This is a genomic window from Pseudomonas sp. H1_G08 (assembly GCF_054681355.1).
The window spans coordinates 1105030-1128395 of sequence record NZ_CP162822.1; the positions used below are offsets into that span (position 1 = coordinate 1105030).

General features: G+C 59.4%; 24 protein-coding genes. 13 read left to right on the forward strand and 11 right to left on the reverse strand.

The genetic code is table 11. The features are described from left to right. Positions 1-7 precede the first annotated feature (7 nt). A complete protein-coding gene (locus AB4N85_RS05005; protein ID WP_252869145.1) occupies positions 8-265 on the forward strand; it encodes a hypothetical protein in 258 nt (85 codons plus the stop codon). On the opposite strand, the gene AB4N85_RS05010 is transcribed toward AB4N85_RS05005, so the two are convergent. After that, positions 245-556, reverse strand: a complete 312-nt coding sequence (locus AB4N85_RS05010; protein ID WP_252869146.1) for a hypothetical protein — start codon at positions 554-556, stop codon at positions 245-247. The two genes, AB4N85_RS05005 and AB4N85_RS05010, sit on opposite strands and share 21 nt — an antisense overlap. A gap of 295 nt (positions 557-851) precedes the next feature. Between AB4N85_RS05010 and AB4N85_RS05015 the strand changes: the two genes are divergently transcribed. Further along, the gene (locus tag AB4N85_RS05015) at positions 852-1349 is read left to right on the forward strand and encodes a hypothetical protein (RefSeq protein ID WP_252869147.1); all 498 of its coding nucleotides are present in this window, start codon (positions 852-854) and stop codon (positions 1347-1349) included. A gap of 65 nt (positions 1350-1414) precedes the next feature. On the opposite strand, the gene AB4N85_RS05020 is transcribed toward AB4N85_RS05015, so the two are convergent. Then, a complete protein-coding gene (locus AB4N85_RS05020) occupies positions 1415-1879 on the reverse strand; it encodes a hypothetical protein (protein WP_252869148.1) in 465 nt (154 codons plus the stop codon). Between the two features lie 357 nt (positions 1880-2236). Here AB4N85_RS05020 and AB4N85_RS05025 point away from each other — a divergent pair, with 357 nt between their 5' ends. Further along, positions 2237-2452 (forward strand): hypothetical protein, encoded by a 216-nt coding sequence (locus AB4N85_RS05025; RefSeq protein ID WP_252869149.1) that lies wholly within the window; start codon positions 2237-2239, stop codon positions 2450-2452. 418 nt (positions 2453-2870) lie between these two features. Here the strand turns inward: AB4N85_RS05025 and rtcR are convergent, their stop codons facing one another. Continuing rightward, positions 2871-4475: an RNA repair transcriptional activator RtcR gene (gene rtcR, locus AB4N85_RS05030; protein ID WP_460068321.1), complete on the reverse strand. Its 1605-nt coding sequence runs from the start codon at positions 4473-4475 to the stop codon at positions 2871-2873. A 195-nt stretch (positions 4476-4670) separates the two neighbouring features. On the opposite strand from rtcR, the gene AB4N85_RS05035 reads away from it, so the two are divergent. The 3 genes from AB4N85_RS05035 to AB4N85_RS05045 all read left to right on the forward strand — a co-directional run bounded on the left by AB4N85_RS05035 (position 4671) and on the right by AB4N85_RS05045 (position 7546). Beyond that, positions 4671-5897, forward strand: coding sequence for an RtcB family protein (locus AB4N85_RS05035; RefSeq protein ID WP_460067209.1), 1227 nt, complete (start codon positions 4671-4673; stop codon positions 5895-5897). 161 nt (positions 5898-6058) lie between these two features. After that, positions 6059-7084, forward strand: coding sequence for an RNA 3'-terminal phosphate cyclase (gene rtcA / locus AB4N85_RS05040; RefSeq protein ID WP_460067212.1), 1026 nt, complete (start codon positions 6059-6061; stop codon positions 7082-7084). Between the two features lie 174 nt (positions 7085-7258). Beyond that, positions 7259-7546 carry a hypothetical protein gene (locus AB4N85_RS05045; RefSeq protein WP_041478565.1) on the forward strand — a complete coding sequence of 96 codons (288 nt, stop codon included), beginning with the start codon at positions 7259-7261 and terminating at the stop codon, positions 7544-7546. Positions 7547-7628: 82 nt separating this feature from the next. On the opposite strand, the gene AB4N85_RS05050 is transcribed toward AB4N85_RS05045, so the two are convergent. Then, positions 7629-7844, reverse strand: a complete 216-nt coding sequence (locus AB4N85_RS05050; protein WP_041478566.1) for a hypothetical protein — start codon at positions 7842-7844, stop codon at positions 7629-7631. Positions 7845-7971: 127 nt separating this feature from the next. Next, positions 7972-8247 (reverse strand): hypothetical protein, encoded by a 276-nt coding sequence (locus AB4N85_RS05055; RefSeq protein WP_252869152.1) that lies wholly within the window; start codon positions 8245-8247, stop codon positions 7972-7974. Positions 8248-8443: 196 nt separating this feature from the next. Here AB4N85_RS05055 and AB4N85_RS05060 point away from each other — a divergent pair, with 196 nt between their 5' ends. After that, on the forward strand, positions 8444-8773 hold the full coding sequence (locus tag AB4N85_RS05060) for a hypothetical protein (RefSeq protein ID WP_041478568.1): 330 nt from the start codon (positions 8444-8446) through the stop codon (positions 8771-8773). Between the two features lie 30 nt (positions 8774-8803). On the opposite strand, the gene AB4N85_RS05065 is transcribed toward AB4N85_RS05060, so the two are convergent. The 3 genes from AB4N85_RS05065 to AB4N85_RS05075 form a co-directional block, all read right to left on the reverse strand. Further along, positions 8804-9748, reverse strand: coding sequence for an alpha/beta hydrolase (locus AB4N85_RS05065; RefSeq protein WP_252869153.1), 945 nt, complete (start codon positions 9746-9748; stop codon positions 8804-8806). Positions 9749-9862: 114 nt separating this feature from the next. Further along, on the reverse strand, positions 9863-10861 hold the full coding sequence (locus AB4N85_RS05070) for an NAD(P)H-quinone oxidoreductase (protein ID WP_252869154.1): 999 nt from the start codon (positions 10859-10861) through the stop codon (positions 9863-9865). 60 nt (positions 10862-10921) lie between these two features. Further along, a complete protein-coding gene (locus AB4N85_RS05075) occupies positions 10922-12121 on the reverse strand; it encodes a YbfB/YjiJ family MFS transporter (protein ID WP_252869155.1) in 1200 nt (399 codons plus the stop codon). 111 nt (positions 12122-12232) lie between these two features. Between AB4N85_RS05075 and AB4N85_RS05080 the strand changes: the two genes are divergently transcribed. Next, complete coding sequence (locus tag AB4N85_RS05080) at positions 12233-13108, forward strand: LysR family transcriptional regulator (protein WP_252869156.1); 876 nt, start codon at positions 12233-12235, stop codon at positions 13106-13108. Between the two features lie 180 nt (positions 13109-13288). Continuing rightward, positions 13289-13795, forward strand: coding sequence for a hypothetical protein (locus AB4N85_RS05085; RefSeq protein ID WP_252869157.1), 507 nt, complete (start codon positions 13289-13291; stop codon positions 13793-13795). A 41-nt stretch (positions 13796-13836) separates the two neighbouring features. Here the strand turns inward: AB4N85_RS05085 and AB4N85_RS05090 are convergent, their stop codons facing one another. Then, positions 13837-14559 (reverse strand): pirin family protein, encoded by a 723-nt coding sequence (locus tag AB4N85_RS05090; RefSeq protein WP_252869158.1) that lies wholly within the window; start codon positions 14557-14559, stop codon positions 13837-13839. Between the two features lie 220 nt (positions 14560-14779). On the opposite strand from AB4N85_RS05090, the gene AB4N85_RS05095 reads away from it, so the two are divergent. After that, on the forward strand, positions 14780-15730 hold the full coding sequence (locus AB4N85_RS05095) for a GlxA family transcriptional regulator (protein ID WP_095179519.1): 951 nt from the start codon (positions 14780-14782) through the stop codon (positions 15728-15730). 90 nt (positions 15731-15820) lie between these two features. After that, positions 15821-17293, forward strand: a complete 1473-nt coding sequence (locus AB4N85_RS05100) for an ATP-binding protein (RefSeq protein ID WP_252869159.1) — start codon at positions 15821-15823, stop codon at positions 17291-17293. Here AB4N85_RS05100 and AB4N85_RS05105 read toward each other — a convergent pair. Both AB4N85_RS05105 and AB4N85_RS05110 read right to left on the reverse strand, forming a co-directional pair. Then, the gene (locus AB4N85_RS05105; protein WP_252869160.1) at positions 17258-20107 is read right to left on the reverse strand and encodes an ATP-binding protein; all 2850 of its coding nucleotides are present in this window, start codon (positions 20105-20107) and stop codon (positions 17258-17260) included. The two genes, AB4N85_RS05100 and AB4N85_RS05105, sit on opposite strands and share 36 nt — an antisense overlap. Before the next feature lie 134 nt (positions 20108-20241). Next, positions 20242-20673 carry a helix-turn-helix domain-containing protein gene (locus tag AB4N85_RS05110; protein WP_041478577.1) on the reverse strand — a complete coding sequence of 144 codons (432 nt, stop codon included), beginning with the start codon at positions 20671-20673 and terminating at the stop codon, positions 20242-20244. Positions 20674-20909: 236 nt separating this feature from the next. On the opposite strand from AB4N85_RS05110, the gene AB4N85_RS05115 reads away from it, so the two are divergent. Then, a complete protein-coding gene (locus tag AB4N85_RS05115) occupies positions 20910-21893 on the forward strand; it encodes an MBL fold metallo-hydrolase (RefSeq protein WP_375709718.1) in 984 nt (327 codons plus the stop codon). A 54-nt stretch (positions 21894-21947) separates the two neighbouring features. After that, the gene (locus AB4N85_RS05120) at positions 21948-22871 is read left to right on the forward strand and encodes a LysR family transcriptional regulator (RefSeq protein WP_039762138.1); all 924 of its coding nucleotides are present in this window, start codon (positions 21948-21950) and stop codon (positions 22869-22871) included. Positions 22872-23366: the final 495 nt, after the last annotated feature.

Genomic DNA, 23366 nt, shown 5'->3' on the forward strand with positions numbered 1-23366 from the left:
AGAAGCTATGAATTATTGGGACTCGTATGATTATCCAGATCATGATCCAAAGGTGAGAATCATTTTTGGCTCGCAGCGCACCGGCGCTCCGGTTGTCGCCTGGCTCGGACTCTACGGTAAAACGGTCGTTCCGCCGAAAGTAAACGTGGAGGCCGAATACTCGTTGGATTGCTCCGACGAACTACAAGCGAGAGCGGTGATGAATGCACATGCTGATCAGTTCATCAAAGAACGTAACCTTCAATCAATCTTGCTGAAGCCGTAGCGCCTCTCGCTGATAGGCCAGCTTCAGTTTCCGCGACACATCTTCAGGTATTTCGTATTTGTGTCGCGGCGGTGGCTCAAGCAGGGGAAGGGCGCCGCCGGGGCCGAGTCCGTGCAGGTGGTGAATCATCAGCGTGATTGCCTCGCCCTGTTCCTCGATTCCGCTCCATGCCATCAGCTCAGCCAGTGCTTGGCGGGTTCCGGCCATGCAATGCAGCCTGATTTCTTCCTCGCCGCGAGTCTTTCGCCTCGCCGCAGTCTTTGCCGATCGTTCTTTCTGCGCCGCTGCCATGGCATACCTCTTCAATTCCGCTGGCCGGAGAGCCGGCCTTACCTTCGGTCTGGTTGATTTTAATTGGAGATGCAATCACCTGACTTTTAGGAGTCAGTTCACGGTAACGACCGATCGTCGATTAATGAGCTGAATCTTCTGACCTTTATCCATGGATTGTTTTTTGCCTGCTATACCCACAATAGTCACTGAGGGTAGGGCAATGCGCCAGTTACTGATCTGTCTTGTTTGTATGGTGTGTTTGAACGGGTGCGCTTACTACTTTACTCAGCGACCGCCAATCATGGAGCGGAAAATGGGCGCGCCCTTTAACGAATCGACTGGCGTCCTCGCGACCTCTGCTGATTATCGAATTGTATATGTGAGGATTAAACCAGGCTCTCCAATTTGTGCGGAGCCTCCGCCTGATGTAGCTGGACAGTTTGCATCTGCCTTCGCCGCTGCTTTATCCGCTTCTCCAGCAGATCGGCCGGCCAGCGCTGAAGTTCAGTCTAGTTTGGCAGTATCCATGAAGCAGCTGGTTAAGAGGACCCAGGGACTGCAGCATTTTCGAGATTCTGCAACGGACCTGTGCATCGACATGTCAAACGGTTACATATCGCAGCAACAATACTTAGAGGAGAAAAGGGCTTTAAGACTACGGGCGTTCGAACTGATAAAAATTGAACTCAAAAACATGGGTGAAATCACTTACGACGACATTGATGTACCTAATAATATTCCTGTCGAAATCAAGCCGAAAACCAAAGATAAACCTGCGGCCAAACCAATGATTGAGGAAGCCCAGCATTGATCAGCGGATAAATATTCTGTGTAGCCGCCTCTCATCTTCGCTTGGTGCCATGCAGTTGATTCCTCTTACGCTGCTACCTTCACCTGATGCCAGGCGCCGGCGGCGTAGAACAGCTTCGCGGCTTGGGCTTCGTCCATCGATATCTCGTCGGGAATCGCAATCCAGCCTGACGCAACCAGATGGTTCGGGTTCGCGCTGTTGCGCAGCTCCAGGTAGTAGTGCTCGATGGCATCGGTGAGGCGCTCGACCTTGTAGATGCCCTCGGGTGAGATCTCCACCGACTTGATGTACTCGGCCCCGCGCTCGTCTCGACACATGACGGCGATGTAGATCGTCCAGCGGTAGGAGAAGTTGAAGATTGCGTTGGCGATCGCCAGACTGCGGATCTGCTTGCAGCTCTTCCAGTTCGCCATGATCTGGCTGCCGCTGGGATCGATGTTCACTACCGCGACGTGGTTGGTGCGCAGCAGCGCCCGGCAGCTGCGCTCAGCACGGGCGAAACCGTTGTTGGGTTTGCGTTTCGACTTCATAGCGCGTCCGCCATTTTTCGCAGTGCCCTGCGTTCGGCCGCCGATATTGGCTTCGGCCGCCGCTTGAGGACCGTTTCAGAGTCTATTTCTTCGAGCGAGGCGGTGGGAGCGGGTTGCGCGGCGGGCTTTTCAATTGGTCGATCCGCCCGCCGGCGGCCAAGTACTGCGCGATTCGTTCAGCGATCGACTCGGCGTCCGGTCGGTGCTGCTCGGCTGCAACGGAATAAGTGATTTGCCAAATGGATCTCGCAGTTGTATGAGATTTTCATGCCCGCTCGTCGAGCAGATCGCACTCCGAGGCTGCGGATTTTCTCTCATTAATATGCGCAGCCCCTGCGCCACTGACGGGAGAGAATGATGATCGACGACAACAACGGCCCTGAAGCGCCATATCCGGGACCAGACGAACAAACCCCTGATTCTGGCGAGGGTCATGATTCCGGCCTGGAGCAGGCTGATTCTGAGCCGAAGCAGGGCACCGACGAACGACCAGAGGACTGGAATCCGCCTCCCGGCAATCCTGGCTCTGATCAGGACGCTCAGACGGGCCGAGATAATGGCGGCGCTACGTAAGCCCGATCAATGTAATAGTTCACGAGACCCGGCCATCGCGCCGGGTTTTTATTGCCGCCCAACCCTCTATCGACATCCCCGGGCGCAGACGGCTATTTGGGCTTGGGAGGGCGAAGCCGAGCGGCGCCGGCGGCTGGACGCTTCGATCCAGGCGCCGGCAACAAGCATGTTCACTCTACGATGCAGATCCAGCGATGGTTGTATCGATAGGGTGCGCGTGTGAAATGGACGTCTGAGACCATTTTCATGCCTCGCTCTTGGAGCGCTTCGGTCAGTTGTACGAGTGTCTCTGCCTGGATAGTCATTGCTGTCACCTCGTCAGATTTACTGCGTTCATAATTCTTGACCGAGGGATCAGGCGGCTAATTCATTTTTTCTACAGTCATCATTGAAGTAGTGCGATCAAGAGCGCTGTGCTTCACTTCGTGTCCACTAACTTGCCCCATTCAAGTCCGAACCGCGCCAGGTACTTCCTCAAGCGATCGGCATCATTAGGCTGCGCCTTGGTCTGCCGGGAAACACTGAACAGCTGTCGGCCGGCATCGGACAAGCTGTCGGCCTGCCGGCACACCTCAATGACAGCCTTCAACTGCAATCGATCGAACAAGTCCATGCTCTCGCTATCTCCCGGCAACTCAGTTGATACCGCAGTGGGTTGCGCCAAGCCCCATGCATATCGCAATCGATCGATCTCATCGTCTACCTGCGCTTCATCGATGCGTCCGCTTTCGGCCAGAGTTGCCATCCGTGTAATCGATGCGGAGAGTTCGCGAAAGTTGCCCAGCCAGGCTGCTGCAGGTGAGCTGGCGAAGGCCAGGTAGCGTCGGCGTGCTTCGAGATTGAAACGCGCGCGTTGCCCATGTTCGCGCGCGTGGCGTTCCAGTTCGAAATCGATATTTGGCTCGATGTCCTCGCGGCGGCCGGCGAGGCCGGGCAGGTCGAATGTCCAGAGGTTGATCCTTGCGTACAGGTCCTCGCGAAAAAGGCCTTCGGCGACGCGGCTGCGCAGGTCGCGGTGGGTGCCGGCGATTATCAGAAAATCACTCTCGACTTCCTTGTCCGAGCCCAGCGGGAAGAAGCGTTTCTCTTCGATTGCTTTTAACAGCATCGCTTGTTCGTCTGCGCCGAGCTCGCCGATTTCATCGAGAAACAGCATGCCGCCGTTTGCGGCGCGCAGCAGGCCATCGCGAGCGTTTTGCGCGCCGGTGAAGGCGCCTTTGACGTGGCCGAACAAGGCCGACATCGCGCCGTCGCCACGCAAGGTTGCACAGTTGACTTCGACAAAGCGTCCCTGCATCTGATGGCGATTGCGTTTGAGTTCGTAGATGCGCCGCGCCAGGAAGGATTTGCCGGCGCCGGTCGGGCCGATCAGCAGCATGGGGGCTTTGGAGCGCAGCGCAACGCGCTCGATCTGTTCAATGGAGCGGTTGAAGGCCGGGTTGCGCGTGGCGATGCCGGACTTGAGAAATTCCAGGCCTTCGAGGCGTTTGCTGGCGAAACGTGAGGCAATGCGATCATAGCGCGACAGATCGAGATCGATCAGCGCGTGAGTGCCGCAGGCGGGCTCGTTTTCGTTCTTGCGCTTGGCGGGGGAGGTCTGAATCAGCCGGGCTGGCAGATAGCGCGCCTCGGTCAGCAGGAACCAGCAGATCTGTGCGACGTGGGTGCCGGTGGTGATGTGGACGAGGTAATCCTCGTGCTCGGTGTCAAAATTGTACGCAGTGGTGAAGTCGTGCAGGGCGCCGTACACCTCCTCGAAGTCCCAAGGGTTGCGCAGCGACATTGGATGCAGGCGCACTTCGGTGCTTGGAGAAATCTGCTGGATGTCCACTCGAATGCGCTCGGCGAGGCTGACGTCGCGCGCGTCGAGGCCGTGAATCAATTCAAGTCGGTGGATAGGGAGGTCTGTTTGTTGGCACAGGCCTACGCTTGGTCGCCAATAATTCCAACGGCTGGCACCTTTGCCGACACGATCCAGGGTGGCTCCGATAAATCCGATGGCGACCGTGCGTTTGTTGGGCATGCTTATCTCATAAGATAAATGACGATATGCAATGATAATTTTGCTGGTCGGATTTGTCTTCCATAGATTATCGAGCCTCGTCCAATCAGAGATAAAAGTTATTAAAATCAAAAACATAGCAGAAACAACCATGGCCGCATCCAAAGCTGGCACAGCGGCTGCAATGCTGATGGAAACGAACATGGACACCAAGATATGAAAGACCAAACCTACCAGCTTCTCGAAGTCGCCAACGGCAAGCCCATCAAACTCTGGACCGAAGGCGTCCCGGTTGAAAACGAAGCCCGCGCACAGTTGATGAACACTGCGAAAATGCCCTTCATCTTCAAGCATCTGGCGGTGATGCCGGATGTGCACCTGGGCAAGGGGTCAACCATCGGCAGCGTTATTCCAACGGTCGGCGCGATCATTCCGGCGGCGGTGGGCGTCGACATGGGTTGTGGAATGATCGCTGCGCGTACATCGCTGATGGCTTCGGATCTGCCGGACAACCTCCACGGACTGCGTAGCGCCATCGAGCAAGCGGTGCCACATGGCCGCAGTTCGAATCGTTCGCGGCGAGACAAAGGCGCCTGGGATGAGATTCCTCAGCAAGCCGATCAGGCCTGGGCGGGGTTGCAGCCGCGCTTCAAACTGATCACCGACAAGTATCCGAAACTGGCCAACACCAACAACCGTGGGCACTTGGGGACGCTCGGCAGTGGCAACCACTTCGTCGAAGTGTGCCTGGATGAAGCCAACCGGGTGTGGTTCATGTTGCACAGCGGTTCGCGCGGTGTCGGCAACGCTATCGGCAACCTGTTCATCCAGATGGCCCAAGCTGATATGCGTCAGCATATTGCCAACCTGCCGGACCGTGACCTGGCCTATTTCGAGGAAGGCAGCCGACATTTTGATGACTATGTGGAAGCGGTGGGCTGGGCGCAGGACTTCGCCAGACAGAACCGCGAACTGATGATGCGTGCGGTGGTTCAGGCCGCGCGGCAGATCATCCGCAAGCCGTTCGAAGTGGCGCTGGAGGCGGTCAACTGCCACCACAATTACGTGCAGAAGGAACGGCATTTCGGTGAGGACGTGCTGATTACCCGCAAAGGCGCGGTGTCAGCGAAGAAGGGCGAACTGGGGATTATTCCGGGCTCGATGGGCGCCAAGAGCTTTATCGTTCGCGGTCTGGGCAACGCAGAGTCGTTCAGTTCCTGCAGTCATGGCGCCGGGCGCACCATGAGCCGCACGAAGGCCAAGAATACCTTCACCGTCGCCGATCAGATCCGCGCCACTGCCCATGTTGAGTGCCGCAAGGACGAAGCGGTGATTGACGAAATTCCGATGGCCTACAAGGACATCGACAAAGTCATGCACGCCCAGCGTGAGCTGGTGGAAGTGCTGCACACCCTGCGTCAGGTGGTGTGCGTCAAAGGATAAGGAGCTACAGCGCTGGCGAGAATTCTGCATCCGGCGCTGCCCCGGTTCATCGCGGCTGAGCTGAAGCGCGAATTATCAATATTGATCGTAACTCAGGAAGACCCACGACGGTTTAACGGTACCTCAGAGACACCGTCGGGCTATACGCGTAAGGATTTGCAATGAAAGAGATAATCGAACTGGACGGCGCCATCGGTGGCGGCCAGGTGTTGCGCAGTGCGTTGAGCCTGTCGATGGTGACAGGTCGGGCGTTTCGCATTAAACAGATTCGCGCCAGACGCAGTCGTCCGGGATTGCTGCGTCAGCACCTGACAGCCGTGATGGCGGCGGCCGAGGTTTGTGGTGCAGAGATATCTGGTGCGCATCTGGGGTCGCAAGCCCTGAGCTTCGAACCGGGCGAGATTAGCGGCGGCGACTTTCAGTTCGCTATCGGCACGGCCGGCAGCTGCACGCTGGTGCTGCAGACGTTGCTGCCAGCCTTGTTGCGGGCATCGAAGGCCAGTCGAGTGACAATCTCCGGTGGCACGCATAATCCGCTGGCGCCGCCGACGGATTTCCTGTCGCGCAGTTGGTTGCCGCTGCTGCGGCGCATGGGCGGCGATGTCGAGTTGGAGTTGCTGCGTCATGGTTTCGTACCGGCTGGCGGTGGCGAAATTGCGGTGAAGGTGCAGCCCTCGCGCCTCACGCGCCTGGACCTGTGTGAGCGCGGCGAGGCAGTCTCACGACGCGCATTGGCGCTGACCGCAGGTCTCGCACCTACTGTCGCTCAGCGAGAGCTGAGTCAGGTGGCCAAGCGTTTGAACTGGCCAGAGGAGGCGCTGCAACCTGTGGCGCTTGATCCGGCACGCGGCCCGGGCAATGTGTTATTGCTGGAGTACGTTTTCGAGCATGTCACTGAGGTGTTCAGCGCATTTGGCCAAGTGTCGTTACGCGCCGAGAAGGTGGCCGATGCCGCAATCAATCAGGCTGTCGACTGGTTGCGCAGTGATGCTGCGGTCGCTGAGCATCTGGCCGATCAGTTGCTGTTGCCGATGGCGCTGGCCGGTGGCGGATCGTTCACCACGCCGCGCATGACTGATCATCTGCGCAGCAACATCGAAGTCATTCACCTGTTTTTGCCGGTCCGTATCGATTGCCGAGAGGAGGGCGGCGATCGCTTGCGGGTAGACGTTTTCCAAACCGATTAACAGCGGCCGGCAACCGGAAAGCAGTTGCACAACCTCATCGCAGGTGAGGCTAGCCTTCAGCCATTAGCACATCCGACCTAATTGCCCCCGGTCTGGCTCGACCTTAAAGTCCTTTCGCTTGGCAGGTTATTGCCAGTATTTCTCCGGTATGAAAATCAAAAAGGTCGATCTGCAATGAACTCATCAAGGACTATCCCGGTTCTCGCTTTATTCGCAACAATGGCGCTCGCAGTTACTGGATGCCAGACCGTCAAACCGGGAGAGAGTGATCTCAAGAATCGCGCACAGACCACCATCGGTAAACCCGTAATCAAGGTTTCAAATATCCGCAGCGACTTCAATACAACCTTCTACACCGCGCAAACCGAAAGTGGCGAATATACGTGCGAACTGCCGAGCGGCCCGATGGTTGCCCTGGGTTCCATGGGCATGGGACTGGGCGCTCAGTGCACCAAGCAATGACTAATCAGTCCTTTCGAAGCTGAAATAAAAAGGCCAATGTCGATGACATTGGCCTTTTTCTTTAACGAATGCTCGGCGCAGATCAGCTGGTTTTCGAGTTCAGCTTGCGCAGTTCTTCGTAGGTCGCCGATTGCACGAACCAGAAGCCGGAGACGATGCACCAGCCCAGGGTGCCGCCTACGAACATGCCAAGACCCGAAAGAAAGCTCTGGCTCATCATGAAGAGGGAAACGATCAGGATGACCGCCAGTGCGATGTAGAGAACGATGTTGTTGACGCCGATGACGAAATCTTTCATTTGCATTCCTTGGATGTATTTTCCTCTGGCCACCTTCTATGGTGGCCAGTGCGCGCATCATATTGATATCACCGTGGATTGCGCTAGTTCGGCGTCGGTATTTCGTTATAAATAGCAAAGTCCGTGGTTACTGAACGGGTTTTTTCTCAAGATCTTCGGAGTCGCTCGACGTCGCCGCATCCTTCTCCGTCTCGTGCGGCTCTGAGCCCGCATTGGCGCCTGAAGACTCTTCACCTTTCTTGTTGGCCTTCTCATCATGGTCACTAGAGCTTTGTGCATGATTGACACCGGGCAGGGCGGTGGCGGGGGTGGCAGCGCCCGCTGTCGTTTCGGCTGCCCAAGCGTGGAGCGGGCCAATCAAGCACAGACTGAAAAACGACATTGCGAAGATTTTCTTGTTCATCACGTGGGCCTTCTACGCGGTGGGATGTACTGCTTTGGATAAGCCTGTCTGCCAAAGGTGCGCAGTACTGGACGAGCGGCGAAGCCTGATTGTATTCAGCCGGATCAAAAATCTCGCGACAGCAGGCAAATTGCTGGCCCCCATAGGTGTTTCGCACCGGCAAAATCGCCTTTTTTCAAAAGGTTAGGTTGGCTACATGCGCACGATTGTCATCACCGTTGTGACGCTCTCCCTGGCTTTGATCGCCTCGGGAGTGCAGGCAAAAGAGTTGAGCAAGGGCCATCGCTTTGCCTGCACCTGGGGCTCGGATATTGCTGCCGGTGCGCAGCGATCAAAACTGTCCGGGGTTTCGCTGTATGGCGCGCGCAAGCAATTGCAGGTTCGCCGATTCCAGCAACCCTGGATGCGCATGACAGCGATGGGGATTACCGAGCAGACCTACAACAGCAGTTCGAAGCTCAAACCGGCAGCGGTCAAGCAGACCTATTACGAACAATGCGTACGCCATGAGTTGGCTCGGCGCTGATGCCGGTTGCTCAGGACTGATTTACACAGCTCAGGAATCGCGAGAGCCCTTGGCCACTGCCGGCCCGGCAACCCGCGGCGCCGCTTTGGTCTGCATCAGTGCATCCATCGCCTTGCGATAACCCTGACCGCCTAGCGCCATGCTGTTGTTGTGCGTCGCGCCGGGCACCAGCAGCAGGCGTTTGGGCTGCTCTGCGGCATTGAATAGCTGCTCGCTGAAGCGCGGCGGCACGAAGGCATCAGCCAGGCCATGCACCACCAGCAGTGGCATGTGAATGTCGGCGATCTTGTCGATGGAATCGAATTTCTGCGACAGGAGCCAACGCACAGGAAGCGAGGTGTTGGCCACGGCGGCAGCTACGTCGGCGAGAGAAGTGAAGGTAGATTCGATGACCAGACCGCGAACCGGCAGAGGTGTGTTGTTGCGCGCCGCGTTCTGTCCGAGCTCGGCCGCCAGATCAATCGCCACCGCACCGCCGAGAGAGTGGCCGTAGATCAGGCGCTTGTTCGGGTCCGGTTGCAGCAGCTGGAAGCGCTCCCAGGCCACGCGGGCATCTTCATAAACGCTGCTTTCGGATGGTAGATCACCCTTGCTTTGGCCGAACCCGCGATAATCGATGGCCAGCACCGAATAGCCCGCCGCGCGTAGTTGTTCTATGCGGAACAACTGTCCGGTGAGGTTCCAGCGCACACCATGCAAGTAAAGGATTGCCGGGGCATTGGCACGTTCCGCCGGCCACCACCAGGCATGGATGTTCTGCCCGGCCTTGAAACTCTTCGGTTGCAGATCGAGTTCCTGAACGCTGCCGGGCAGACCGCGATACCAGCCGGCGGTGCCCGGCTCGATGCGAAACAACAGTTTGCGCTCGGTGTGTTCCAGCACCGCACAACTCGTCGGCACGCCAATGATCAGCGCGGCCATCATGGCGAATGCCAAGCGGCGGCGTCGCAGGCGGGTCAGGAAGGACAGGAACATTAATCGTTTCACCACAGCGCAGACAAAGAACGCTTTTTACCAGATGCTTCGGTCTGCGCGTGACTGTTTTTCGACCACCGTGCACGCCCAACGATTACAAGATGCTGCAATCGATCACGCCACCTGCAGCACAATCTTGCCGATATGATCGCCGCCCTCCATGCGGGCATGGGCCTGAGCCGCGTCAGCCAGCGGGTAAACCTTGTCGATGATCGGCAGGCAGCGCCCGGCGCTGAGGGCAGGCCAAACGTGTTCTTGCAGTTGATCGGCGATGGCGGCTTTTTCCGTAGCCGTACGCGCGCGCAGCAGCGAGCCGGTGACCACTGCGCGTTTGCCGAGGATCGCCAGCAGATCGATGTCGTTGGCGCGGGCGCCGCCGAGAAAGCCGAGCATCACCAGTCGGCCTTCCATTGCCAGTGCGCTGATGTTGCCGTTCAGATACGAGCCACCCATGATGTCGAGAATCACGTTTACGCCTTGATCTGCGGTTTTCTCGGCAATGACCTTGGCGAAGTCCTCTTCTCGATAGTTGATCGGTTGCCCGCCAAGCTGACGGATCGCGTCGCATTTTTCAGCACTGCCTGCGGTAGCAAACGCCTCGATGCCAAATTCACGACAGAGCATCAGCGCGGTGGTACCGATACCGCTGGTGCCGCCGTGAATCAGCACGCGCTGGCCGGCCTTGGCACCGCCGAGGCCGAACAGGTTGGCCCAGACGGTGAAAAACGTTTCCGGAATCGCGGCGGCCTGGACCCAATCGACTCCATCCGGCACAGGCAAAGTCTGGCCGGCCGGAACCGCGGAATACTCGGCGTAGCCACCGCCATTGGTCAGTGCGCAGACCCGATCGCCGACCGCGAAACGCGTTACTCCGGCGCCAACCGCGACCACTTCGCCAGCCACTTCCAGACCGGGGATCGGGTCCATGCCGGGTTTCATCGGGTACTTGCCGGCGCGCTGCAAGGCATCCGGACGATTGATTCCCGCGTCGTGAACACGGATCAGCACTTGGCCCTCGGAAGCAGTGGGCAGAGATACGCGCCTGGCTTGCAATACTTCAGGGCCGCCGGGTTGGGTGATTTCGATACGGGTCATTTCTTTAGGCAGTGACATGTCTATTCCTGTGGAGAAGGTCGTGTAGATGGGAGCGCAGACAGGGTGCAATGATTCCCCTCAGTTCGCCGCGCAGCGCGTTTCATTAGCAGAGGGCAGCCAGCGCATGGCTAGCTCCAGCAGTAGAGCCACGACGATTGCGCCAGCGGCGATCACAAACAGCAGCGTGTGCTGACCACCTGAAGCGTTGAACAGCGCCGAGTAGGCAAACCCGGCCAGAGCCTGAAAAGTGGCGAACGATACGGTGGCGCGGCTCCAGGCGATCTGCTGACGGTGATGCGACGGCACCAGCTCATGCACGCGGGCCAAGGCCAGAGGCACGATACCCGGCGGGAACGAGCCGAGAATCACCGCCAGTAAAGCCAGCGCCAGAAACGCATGGGAGACGGCGAGCAAACCGAGGGCAATGGCTTGAACTACCAGCACCACGCGAATGCCAGTGCGTGCACCAAGCTGGTCGGCCAGAAAACCGTACGTCACCGGCCCGACAATCGCTCCCAGGCCATACATCACCCAGACCATTGCGCCGATATGCGCCCCGGCGCCCAGTCCGCGAGCCACGTAATCCACCAGAAACACCATGGCAGGCACCAGCCCGGCGGCCATGAACGCGTATTGAGCAAACAACAGGTAGACGCCCGGCGGTGTCGGCTCATCAGCCGACGTTGCGTGCGCAGCCACAGGGTGCGCGGTATCCGCAGGCCAGCCGAACCAGCTCAACGCGGTCAGCAACAACGCCAGCGCGCCCAGTCCCAGCCAGGTCGCTTGCAAGCCGAGGCTCAGCAGCGGCGGCACGATGGTCCCGGAGCCGGCGATTCCGAGGCCGATGCCCAGGAAGATTGCGCCACTGGCCAGACCTCTGCGCGCCACCGGAACGTGAGGCAGCACGGTTGCCGCCACCAGCACCATGATCGCGCCACCGGCAATGCCGGACAGCAAACGCCAGCCGAAGAACCAGCTCACCGAGAGCGGATAAGCACAGGCAAAAAATGCTCCCGTGACCGCCAGCAACATCAGGCGCAAGGCGTTGCGGTTACCCAGTCGATGGGCCATGGGCCGACCGAGCAGGGCGCCGATCAAGTAGCCGACCAGATTGGCCGCGCCGAGATAGACGACATCATTGGCGGAAAACCACTGTGCCTGAATCAGCGAAGGGATCAGCGGCGTGTAGGCGAAACGCGCCAGGCCAATGCTGACCAGGCTGGCGCAAAGCCCGGCGAAGATCGGCAGCCAGATGCCGGAGGAATTTGCAGTACGCATGATAGCGATCTCACAAGAGGTGTATGGCGCTCAGCTTATCGGCTATCTTGGCTGCGCATATGCAGCGATTAAGCGGCAGAGTGATGCAAAAATGCTTCGATGAGGATCAGCATGAATTGGGATGATGCGCGGGTTTTTCTGGCGGTCTGTCGCGAGTCCACCTTGCGCGGAGCTGCACGAGTTCTGGGCGTGGACCAGGCCACTGTCGGGCGGCGTATTACCGCGCTGGAAAAGTCTTTGAGCGCGACGCTGTTCCTGCGTACCTCCGATGGCTACGCGCTGACCAGTGTTGGTGAAGCGGCGCGTAAACGTGTGGAAAAAATGGAACATTCGGCACTGGAACTGGAGCGGCACATTCACGGGCTGGACGATCGTCTGACCGGTAACGTACGGGTCAGCACCACCGACTCGATGGCCATCGACTTCATCATCCCGGCGATGGCGCGCCTGCATGACCAGCACCCCGACGTGCAGATTCAGCTGGATGCGTCGACGCAAATCCTCAGTCTGGCCAAGCGCGAAGCCGATATCGCGGTGCGCAATACTCGGCCGGATAACCCGGATCTCATCGCTCGGCGAATTGCCCGTTGGCCTGTAGGACTTTTCGCAGCACAGGCCTATGTCGAGCGCCATGGAGAACCGCAGCCCGGCAACGCTTTCGAGGGCCATGATCTGGTGGTGTATCAGCCGTACTTACAGAGCAAAAAAGACCTAACGCTGGTCTCTGAACCGTTGACCCGCGGACGCATCGTCGCCACGCTCAGCTCCAGCCTTTTGGTGCGTCGAGCCCTTGCCGCAGGCCTCGGGATAGGCGAGATACCGGTATACATGGGCGAACGCGATGGCCTCGTCAGACTTTGGCCGGAGCGGACCCGGCCGCTGCCGTATGAAGTGTGGCTGGTCACCCACGCCGACCTGCGTCACACCGCGCGGGTACGGGCGGTCATCGAGCAGATCGTTGAGGCTTTTGCGCTGGAAAACGAATAAGTGGTTCAGGGTTTTGCCGAGGCTACAACTGCTGACGAAACAGCCTACGTCCGAGACAGAATGGGCCGGCTTGTTGTAGTCCGTGATGAGTTCTATTGTCACTGCAGCTCGATGCAGACCTCAGTGACGCATCGAAACGAAGAGCCAGGGAAGGCCGCGTAGCCGCAGAAAGGTGTCGAATTGAAAATCAGGGAAGTGAATCAATATGCAGTCACGGACAGATCGGACGCGGGGCGGGACAGGCAAATCATGAGCAGCATAAGTCGCGAAGAATTCGATGCCAGGATAGAAACCATCGAGACGAGGATGGATGGCCGCGTGGCAGAAATGCGCGCCGACATTCGCGGGTTCCTGGCTGCTCAGGCAGAGCGGGACAAGGTCTATCTTGAACGGGACAAGGCCCTGCAGGAACGGGACAAGCGTTATGACCTGATGTGGATGGGCGTGCAGAAAATCGCCGACGAATCGCGGGAAGCGATCAGACAGGCATCGACGGTAAAGGCCAATTACTGGGCTGCCACCACTGTGCATTTCCTCGGCGTGGCTTCCTTGCTGGTTGGCGCACATTTTGCCAATCAGGCGGCGGTGTTGACCACGATACAAACCACGCTGGCAGCGATTCAGATTGGCAAAGAGGTATCGTCACCCAAACCTGTCGTACAACCCTCAGCAGAGCCGCCGCAATAAAAAACGGCCTTCAGTGGAAGGCCGTTCTGCATCGCGCCAGATCATGGCATTTGCGGCAACTCCTGAGGCCGCAAGTCGAACACCAGCACTTCGGCATCAACCCCGTTGCTCAAGGTGAGCAGCTGTTCTTCACGAACCCGCACGCCGTCGCCTTCCTGCAAGGCTTGGCCATTGAGCTCGACGCTGCCACGCGCAACGTGCACGTAAGCGTAACGATTGGCCGGCAATTTCAGCGTGGCACTTTCCTCGCCGTCAAATAACCCGGCGTAGACCCGCGCATCCTGACGGACTTTCAGGGAGCCACTGCTACCGTCCGGCGAGATGATCAGTTGCAGGCGACCACGTTTTTTCTGCGCGCTGAAGTGTTCCTGTTGATAGCGCGGCTTGGCGCCGCTGACATCCGGCACGATCCAGATTTGCAGAAAGTGCACGGGCTTGGTGGCCGAGTGGTTGAACTCACTGTGCGCCACGCCGCTGCCGGCACTCATCAATTGCACGTCCCCGGGGCGGATCACCGAGCCGGTACCGAGGGTGTCCTTGTGTTCCAGCGCGCCTTCGAGCACATAGGAAAAGATCTCCATGTCGCGGTGCGGGTGCTGGCCAAAGCCTTTGCCGGCGGCGACCCGGTCATCGTTGATCACCAGCAGATCGGAGAAACCCTGTTCACGCGGGTTGCGGTAGCTGGCGAAAGAAAAGGTGTGAAACGACTTCAACCAGCCGTGATTGGCGAGGCCGCGATCGGAGGCTTTGCGAAGAGTCAGCATGATGAAATCTCCTGGCGGGACGTGAATTCGTCCGAGTGAGGAGAAGGTTACTGGTTACCCGGTGAGGCAATAAGTAGATGGAAATTGAAAGACTGTCCGGCTCAGGTTGACAGTTTTGCGTTATGGTTCACCCATTCGATCACGCTCCTGAACACTCGGTCCGCCATAATGCCTTGGCTGAAGCGTGCGTATTGACCCTTGAATATGTGTGAAACCTCCCATGAAAACCGTGGCAATGGTGCTGTTCCCTGACTTTCTGATGCTCGACATGGCGGGGCCGCTGGAGGTGTTTTCAGTCGCCAACCGTTATCTGAAACCTGATCTGCACTATCAATTGACGACTCTCGGGACAGAGCGCGGCTTGCTGAGGGCGTCCAACGGCGTGCAGGTTCAGGCTGACTTGCACATCGACGAAGCGGCCGAGCGCTATGACCTGCTATTGGTGCCGGGCGGACCCGGCGCCTATAACCAGAGATTTCCCGAGCTGTTTGGCTGGTTGAAAAAAGCCGTGCCGCGCGCGGAGCGTTACGGTTCGATTTGCACTGGCGCATTCATCCTCGGCCACGCTTGCCTCCTTGATGGTTATCGCGTCACCACGCACTGGAACTACACCGAACGGCTGATCAAGGCTTTCCCGAAAACCACGGTGACCACCGATCAGATCTACGTCGAGGATCGTAATCTCATCACCTCCGGTGGCGTTACGGCCGGCATCGACCTGGCGCTGGCGGTGGTGGCCAGAGATCACGGCAAGAAAATCGCCCAGGACGTTGCCAAGGTCTTGTTGGTGGTCATGAAGCGCCAGGGCGGGCAAGCGCAGTTCAGCCCGTTGATGGCGGCAGTCTCACCGCAAGAAACGCCCATCACCCGCGCGCAGAATTACGTCCTTGAACATCTGGATGAAGCGTTCACCGTCGAGCGCATGGCCGGATTGGCGAACATGAGCGCACGGCACTTTGCTCGCCTGTTCGCCCGTGACGTCAATATGACGCCGATGGAGTTTTTGCAGAATGCCCGCATTGACTGCGCGCGAAACCTGTTGGAAACCGGCGATCTGCCGCTCAAGACCATCGCCTACAAAAGCGGCTTTGGCAGTGTCCGGCACATGCGCTCGTTGTTCGCCGAAAAGCTCGGTCTTACACCGTTACAATACCGCGAACAGTTCAGCTAGAGCGGTTCTGTCCGTCTGACGCAGCGGGATGTCCGTGCTGCGTCGGCTCTGGCGGTTGTATCGTCACGCGAGAGTGCCAAGATGTTTGGCATGAATAATCACAACGACACAAGCCACGGTTCAGTGCTGCGTTTCGGCCCCTACGCCTTTCATGTGCGCCAACGTCTGGTCCTTGAAGGGGAGCAGCCGCTGCGCATGGGCGGGCGCGCCATGGACATCCTTCAGGCGCTGCTCGAACACGCGGGTGAGGTGGTCAGCAAAGAGCAGTTGATTGCTCGAGTATGGCCGACCTCGGTCGTCGAAGAGATCAACCTGCGGGTGCACATTGCGGCGTTGCGCCGCGCACTGGGTGACGGCGTAAACGGGCAGCGTTTCATCATTCACGTGGCGCACTGCGGCTACAGTTTTGTCGCCCCGGTGGAGCAGGGCACCAGTGATGCGCTGACCATGCCCGCTGCCGCGCTCATGCCCCTGCACAATCTTCCGGCACGACTGACGCCAGTCAGTGGGCGCGACGCCCTGATTGGTAGTCTGGTTCGACAAATGCCGGTATGCCGCTTGATGACGATTACCGGTGCGCCGGGTGTTGGCAAGACCACTGTGGCATTGCGCGTGGCGGAATTGCTCCTGCAATACTTTCGCGATGGCGCCTGGTGGGTCGACCTTGCCAGCCTCGAAGATGACATTCCATTGCTCGAGCGCCTGTTGCACACCCTGAAGACAGACTTTTTCACACTGACCGGCCGGCACGCCTTGTTGATACTGGATAACTGCGACCACCAGCGCGACAGCTGTGCGGCACTGGTGGAAACGCTGTTGCATGCTGCGCCTCGCCTGTCGATTCTGGTCACCGGCCGCGAAGCCTTGCAAGTCGCGCAGGAGACCGTTCATTACGTGCCGCTGTTGGCGATTCCCAAGCGCTCGACATTGAACACCGTCGAAGAAGCCATGGGCTATCCGGCGGTGCAGTTGTTCGTCAATCGCGCGCGGGCACGGCAGCATGGCTTCTGTTTGCGTGAGCAGGATTTGCCAGGTGTGCGCGAGATCTGCCGTCAACTGGACGGTCTGCCGCTGGCGATCGAGCTCGCCGCTGCGCAGATCGACGCGCTTGGCTTGATCGGCTTGCAGGCACAGGTTGAAAACGGCCTGCAGTTGCTTGGCCAAGGCCGGCGCACCGCGGAACCGCGCCATCAGTCGATGGCCGCTGCGATCGATTGGAGCTTCCAGTACCTGACGGAGATGGAACAGCGTGTGCTGCTGCGTCTGTCGGTATTCAGCGCGGGCTTTACCCTGGAGGCCGCACTGAGTGTGATCAGCAGCGCGGATCTGGCGGGCTCCAGACTGTCCGCGATAATCGAAGGGTTGGCGCGCAAATCGTTGCTTGTTCGAGAACCCAATCGTGCGACGGCCCGCTATTGGATGCTCAACACCGTGCGCCGCTATGCTCGTGATCAGTTCGAGCGCAGTGACGACAATTTCGAACTGAAACAGCGCCATGCGCGCTATCTCAGCAGAACGCGCAACGCTTCAGGCCGGGCACTGCTCGTGGAGGCTGTCGAGTAGCAGGCGGACCTTGCGCAAGTCCGGTGTGGCGTAGCCTTCGGTGAAGCGCTGGTAAATGGGGCTGAGCAAATCCCATGCTTCGCGATGGCGGGACTGGCGCTGCCATAATCGGGCGAGGTCCGTGGCGCTGCGCAGTTCCCAAGCGAGGGCGCCCTGGCTTCTGGCGATGGCCAGAGCTTGTTGCAGGGTTTGTTCGGCTTCTCGGGTTTCAGCGGTGTCTGAGCGGGCCGATTCGCGAGCAGGCTCGCTCCCACAGGATGAACCCTTCAACAATGCCGCCGCCCGCGCCCGCAATATCTCCGCTGCACTCCATCCCGCATCGCCATTGCGCGCGCGCTGCACCAGTGCATCATCGACAAAACGCTCATCCAGCGTAACCATCACTTCCCGAATCAGACCGCTGCTCTGTGCTGGTACGGGCATGGCATTATCCGGATCGATCACCTGCGCATACTGCCGGCCCCAGTTATTGAACAGCAGCACCGAGTGCTTCTGCGATTGTTCCAGCAGCAACTGCAGCAGCGCGCGGGCGTTTACATGGTCGCCGTTGTAATGAGCGATCAGACAACTGGCCAGCGCCAGGGTGTAACAGATCGATGTGCCGTGATTGATCTGCACGGCGATGTCCAGCGCCTGCCGTGCGGCGCGCCAGGCTTGCTCGGGCAGACCCTGCAACCACAGCACTCGGGCCAGTACTGTCAGCGAAGCGACGCTCTGGTCGTATTGCACGCCAAAACCATGGGTGAAACGATTGAGATGGCCGCTGTGCGCCATGCGTTGCAGCACCTGCTCGGCATGTACGCGTGCCTGCGGCTGGTCGCCGGCATAATGCAGGGCCAGCACGCGCAAGCGATGTGTGCTCAGTGACAGCAGCGGTTCGCCGTGCAGGCCGATGCGGTCGAATTGCTCACTCTGGGCCAAAGCCATGCGGTAATGCCCGCAACTCAGATTGACCGCCATATGCCCCGATATCGCACGCAGTTGCCCGGCCAGATCGCCGTGTTCCTCGGCCAATTGGCAGGCGTCGACGAAGGCCTGAATGGTTTGGGGCGTGCCGCCCCAGGTGTGATAGCTGGCGCTACCGAGCGCCAGTTTCAAGGCGATTTGCAGGCGAGGGCAGGGCGGTAGCAGCGAGTCTGCTGGCGAAGCCTCCAGCAGACTCAGTGCCCGGCGCACATAGCGGCTGTAATCGCGCAGCAACGACAGCTCCTGCCACAAAGGCGCCGACGCGGCTGCCAGTTGCACCCCCAGCTCATCCGGTCCCGGGCCGTTGAGGCTCCAGTCCAGCGCCGCGCGCAAATCCTCCAGACCCCCGGCATAGCGCTCCATCCACAATACAGTCGGAGTATTGTCCCAATCCGCCTGCGCCTGCTGCATCAGTGTCAGGCAGCGCTCGGCGTGGCGTTGGCGGGTTGCGTTGAGCTCGTCGGCCTGTTCGAGTTTTTCCAGTGCGTAGTGGCGGGTAGTGTCGAGCAAGCGATAGAAAACATCTTCGTCGCCCACTTCGACGCTCAGCAGGGATTTGGCCACCAATTGCGTGACGGCGGTGAACACCGCGCCGGGATCAATCTGTTGGCCGATGATCACCGCTGCCGCCGAGGCGAGGGTAAAGCTGCCGCGGAAAATCCCCAGTCGCCGCAGACAGGTTTGCTCGCAGACGTTGAGCAGGTTGAAACTCCAGTCCATCGTCGCGCGCAGGGTCAGGTGGCGTTCGGCGCTGCTGTGGTGTCCGGCCGACAATGGCGGCAAACCCTCGCGCAATTGCTTGAGCAATCCGTCCATGCCCAATTCGCTGACCTGCGCGGCGGCCAGTTCCAGTGCCAGCGGAATGCCGTCCAGGCGCTGGCAGATTTCGATCGCTTGCGGCAGCTCGGCGTGGCTTAGTCGGAAGTTTTCCCTGGCTGCGGTGGCGCGCTCGACAAACAACTGCATCGCAGCAAAGCCCAGTGCCTGGGCCGGCTCCATCGGGGTCGACATGGACGGGCATTCGAGCGATTCCAGACGCTGCACGAACTCACCCTCAGCGCGCAGGCTCTCGCGGCTGGTCGCCAGGATATGCACCTTTGGTGCCCCCCGCAGAATCTGCTCGCTGAGCGCGGCGACCGCATCAATCAAGTGCTCGCAGTTGTCGATCACCAACAACATTTGCTGTTCTCGCAGGCCGTCGACCAGACCAGCTTGCGCATCGCCTTCAGCTGCGGACAGATCAAGCAGCGTCGCCAGATGCGATCCGATCAGCGCGGGATCGGCGATGGGCGCCAGATCCACCAGGCGGATGCCGTCGCGATACTGGTCGAGCAATTGTTCGGCGACGCGCAGGGCGACGGTGGTCTTGCCAATGCCGCCGGGGCCGACCAGAGTGATGCAGCGTCGGCGCGGCAGTTGCGTAATCAAGTGATCGATCAGGGGTTGGCGACCAATCATCCGCGTACGACGCAGCGGCAGGTTGTGCCGGGGCGCGGCGACCGCAGGCGTTGCTTCGATGCTGTCGAGCACGAACGGTGCGACAAAGCTGTAGCCGCGCTGCGCCACGGTGACGATGTAGCGCTGGCCGTTCTGCCCGTCGCCAAGCGCTTTGCGCAGCGCCGCCATGTGCACGCGCAAATTGATGTCTTCAACGACACTGTCTGGCCAGACCCCGGCCATCAATTGCTGTTTGCTCACCACTTCACCGGCATGGGCCAGCAAAATCAGGAGGATGTCCATCGCCCGCCGTCCCAGGCGCAAAGGCTGTTGGCCTTCAAGTAGCAATCGTTGCCCGGGATGAATCCGATAGGGGCCAAACGCAATGGCCTGATTCGGGGAAGAACTCAACAGCGCGCTCCTGCGGTGATGCGGCGGACAGGGCGAATCAGTGCCTGGCGCATGCGCAGGCCGTCTGATCCGGGGTGTACGGGCATAATCCTCAGGTTTGAGCATCAGTGCAACGGGTGGCGTAACGGCAGCAGTCAAAACACCGCAGGCTGCGCTGCGGTGTTTTTCGGTTTATCCATGACTCGACAGCGCCAGGCGAAGGGATTGATGCCCTCGCTGCGGGTGAACATGTGGCAGAAGTGCGCCTGATCGCAGAAGCCGCATTCGAGGCTGATTTGCGTCAGGCTCAAGTCGGTGTGCTGGATCAGCAACTTGGCCCGGGCCAGGCGCTGGGCGCGGATCCAGTCCTGTGGCGACAGGCCGGTGCTGCACTTGAATGCGCGGGAGAAATGACTGCGTGACAGTGCACATGCCCGGGCCAGTTCAGCCACTTCGAGGCTTTCGCCCAAGCGATCCAGGATCAACTGTTTGATCTGGCGTTCGCGCTGCGGACTGAGTCCGCCAGTCGTGTTTTTACGCGGTTCGCTGGCAGGGGCGAGGGCGACGGATTGCTGTAGATAAGCCATGGCCAAGGTCCGTGTCGGTGGGGAAGGCACGGTCGGCGCATTCCCTCAGGTCAAAAAAGCAACGCTGCGCAGAGGGCTTCATTGTTGGGCGATGCCTTGAGACTGACGAGTTAATCGTTGTTAATTTCCTCGCTCAGGCTGGAACTCAGCACATCCTTGCAAGTCAGCGCCCGGCGCTTTGCGCGACGATGTCGACAAAGCACGGCCGCCGTTGGCCAGGTTCAAAGGGGAATGCAATGAAAAGCTTGGTGAAAGCGGCAACGACGCTGGCGGTCGTGCTGGCAATGTCCGGCGCCATGGCGCAGGCACCGCAGGTTGGCACTCAGGCGCCGGGTTATTTCCGGCTGGCTGTCGGCGATTACGAAGTCACCGCGTTGTTCGACGGTTACAACGATTTGTCGCCGAAGTTGTTGCAGGGCATGAGCCAGAGTCAGATTCGCGCGCTGCTTGCGCGCCGTTCGATTGAAACCCCTGGCGTGCAGACGGCGTTCAATGCCTTTCTGGTCAACACTGGCAAACAACTGATTTTGGTCGACACGGGCGCAGGGCAGTGCATCGGCGCCACCGCAGGCCAACTCTCGGCCAACATGCAGGCCGCCGGTTACAAGCCTGAACAGGTCGACACGATTCTGCTGACGCACCTGCACCTCGATCACGTCTGCGGTCTGGTCGACGCCGAAAAGAAACCGGTGTTCGCCAACGCCACCGTGTTTGCAGCCAAAGCCGAGGCCGACTACTGGCTCGATCCGGCAGCGCTGGCCAAGGCCCCGGCGGGCGCAAAAGAGTTTTTCAGGATAGCCCGGGACTCTACGGCGCCCTATGTTGCCGCCGGCCGCTTCAAGACGTTTGCCGCCGGGCAGTCGCCACTGCCGGGACTGGTCGAAGCAACCCTCGAAGCCGGCCACACGCCGGGCAGCACCACATATCGCTTCAATTCGCAGCAGCAGAGCATCGTGTTCATGGGCGATCTGGTGCATAACCTGGCGGTGCAGTTTTTGCACCCGGAAGTGTCGATCGGTTTCGACGTCAACAGTCAGCAAGCGATCAGCAGTCGTCAGGCAGTGTTCAGTGCTGCGGCGGCAAGCAAGACCTGGGTGACGGCAGCGCATCTGCCGTTCCCGGGCATCGGCCACATCACCGCCGAGGGCAAACATTTCCAATGGGTGCCGGTGGAGTACGGCCCCTACAAACGCGCGGCGAAAGTGCCATTGATCGAGTAAAGTGCCCAACGCCTGTGGCAAAAAGCGTCTGACACCGATAAGGAAACCACACCCATGAACCGTAACGATCTGCGCCGCGTCGACATGAACCTGCTGGTGATTTTCGAAGCGCTGATGTTCGAAAAGAATCTGACCCGTGTGGCGGAAAAACTGTTCATGGGCCAGCCGGCGGTCAGTGCTGCGCTGGGGCGCTTGCGTGATCTGTTCGACGATCCGTTGCTGCTGCGCAACGGTCGCGGTATGGAACCGACAGCGCGGGCGCTGGCGATCCTCAAGGAATTGCAACCGGCAATGGACGTGATTTCCGGCGCAGTCAGCCGCGCCAAGGAGTTCGAACCGGCCAGCAGTTGTGACGTATTTCGCATCGGTCTGTCGGACGACGCCGAGTTCGGTCTGTTTCCACCGCTGTTGCGCCAGCTTCAGCAGGAGGCGCCGGGGATCGTCGTGGTGGTGCGCCGCGCCAACTATCTGTTGATGCCGGCGCTGTTGGCCTCTGGAGAAATCTCCGTGGGTGTCAGCTACACCACGGATCTGCCTGCCAACGCCAAGCGCAAGAAGCTGCGTGATATTCCGTGCAAAGTGCTGCGCGGCGACGACCGTCCGGGGCCGTTGACCCTGGACGAATATTGCGAGCGTCCGCACGCGATGGTGTCGTTCTCCGGTGACCTGAGCGGCAATATCGATCTGGATCTGGCCAAGATCGGCCGTTGCCGCCGAGTCGTTCTCGGCGTACCGCAGTTCAGCGGTTTGCGCGCCTTGCTCGCCGGTACCGAGATGATCGCGACGGTGCCGGACTACGCCGCCTGTGCCTTGGTTGAAGGCTGCGCCCTGCGTGCCGAAGATCCGCCATTCCCGATCGATGCCGCGCAATTGTCCATGGCCTGGAGCGGGGTGCACGACAACGACCCGGCAGAGAAATGGCTGCGCTCGCGCATTAGCCAGTTCATGGCGGCGCCGCTGGATATTCCGGCGCTTTAACCGCCCTCGATTACACAAGCAGTTCTCCTGTGGCAGCGAGCCTGCTCGCGAAAGCGGTGTGTCAGTTAGTGTGGATGTGACTGGCCTGACGCCTTCGCGAGCAGGCTCGCTCCCACAGAGAAATTCGGGGCTGACCGGGCTTTGTGATTCGGCACATAGACTTGTGGGAGCTGGCTTGCCAGCGATTGCGGTGGGTCCGTCAAAGAAGGTGGTGGATGTGCCGACCAATCGCTGGCAAGCCAGCTCCCACAGGGATACGGGGTGGAATGAACATTGTTGGTCACCACAAAAACCTGTGGGAGCGAGCCTGCTCGCGAAAGCGGTGTGTCAGTCAATGTGGATGTGGCTGACCTGACACCTTCGCGAGCAAGCTCACTCCCACATTGTTTTGTGGCTGGCGGCAGAACATCAAAGACCTGAAAAGCAACTAAGCACACCCATCCAATTTCTCCCGCGCCGGCCTTGGCATGATTCCCGTCAATGACATTCAAAGGG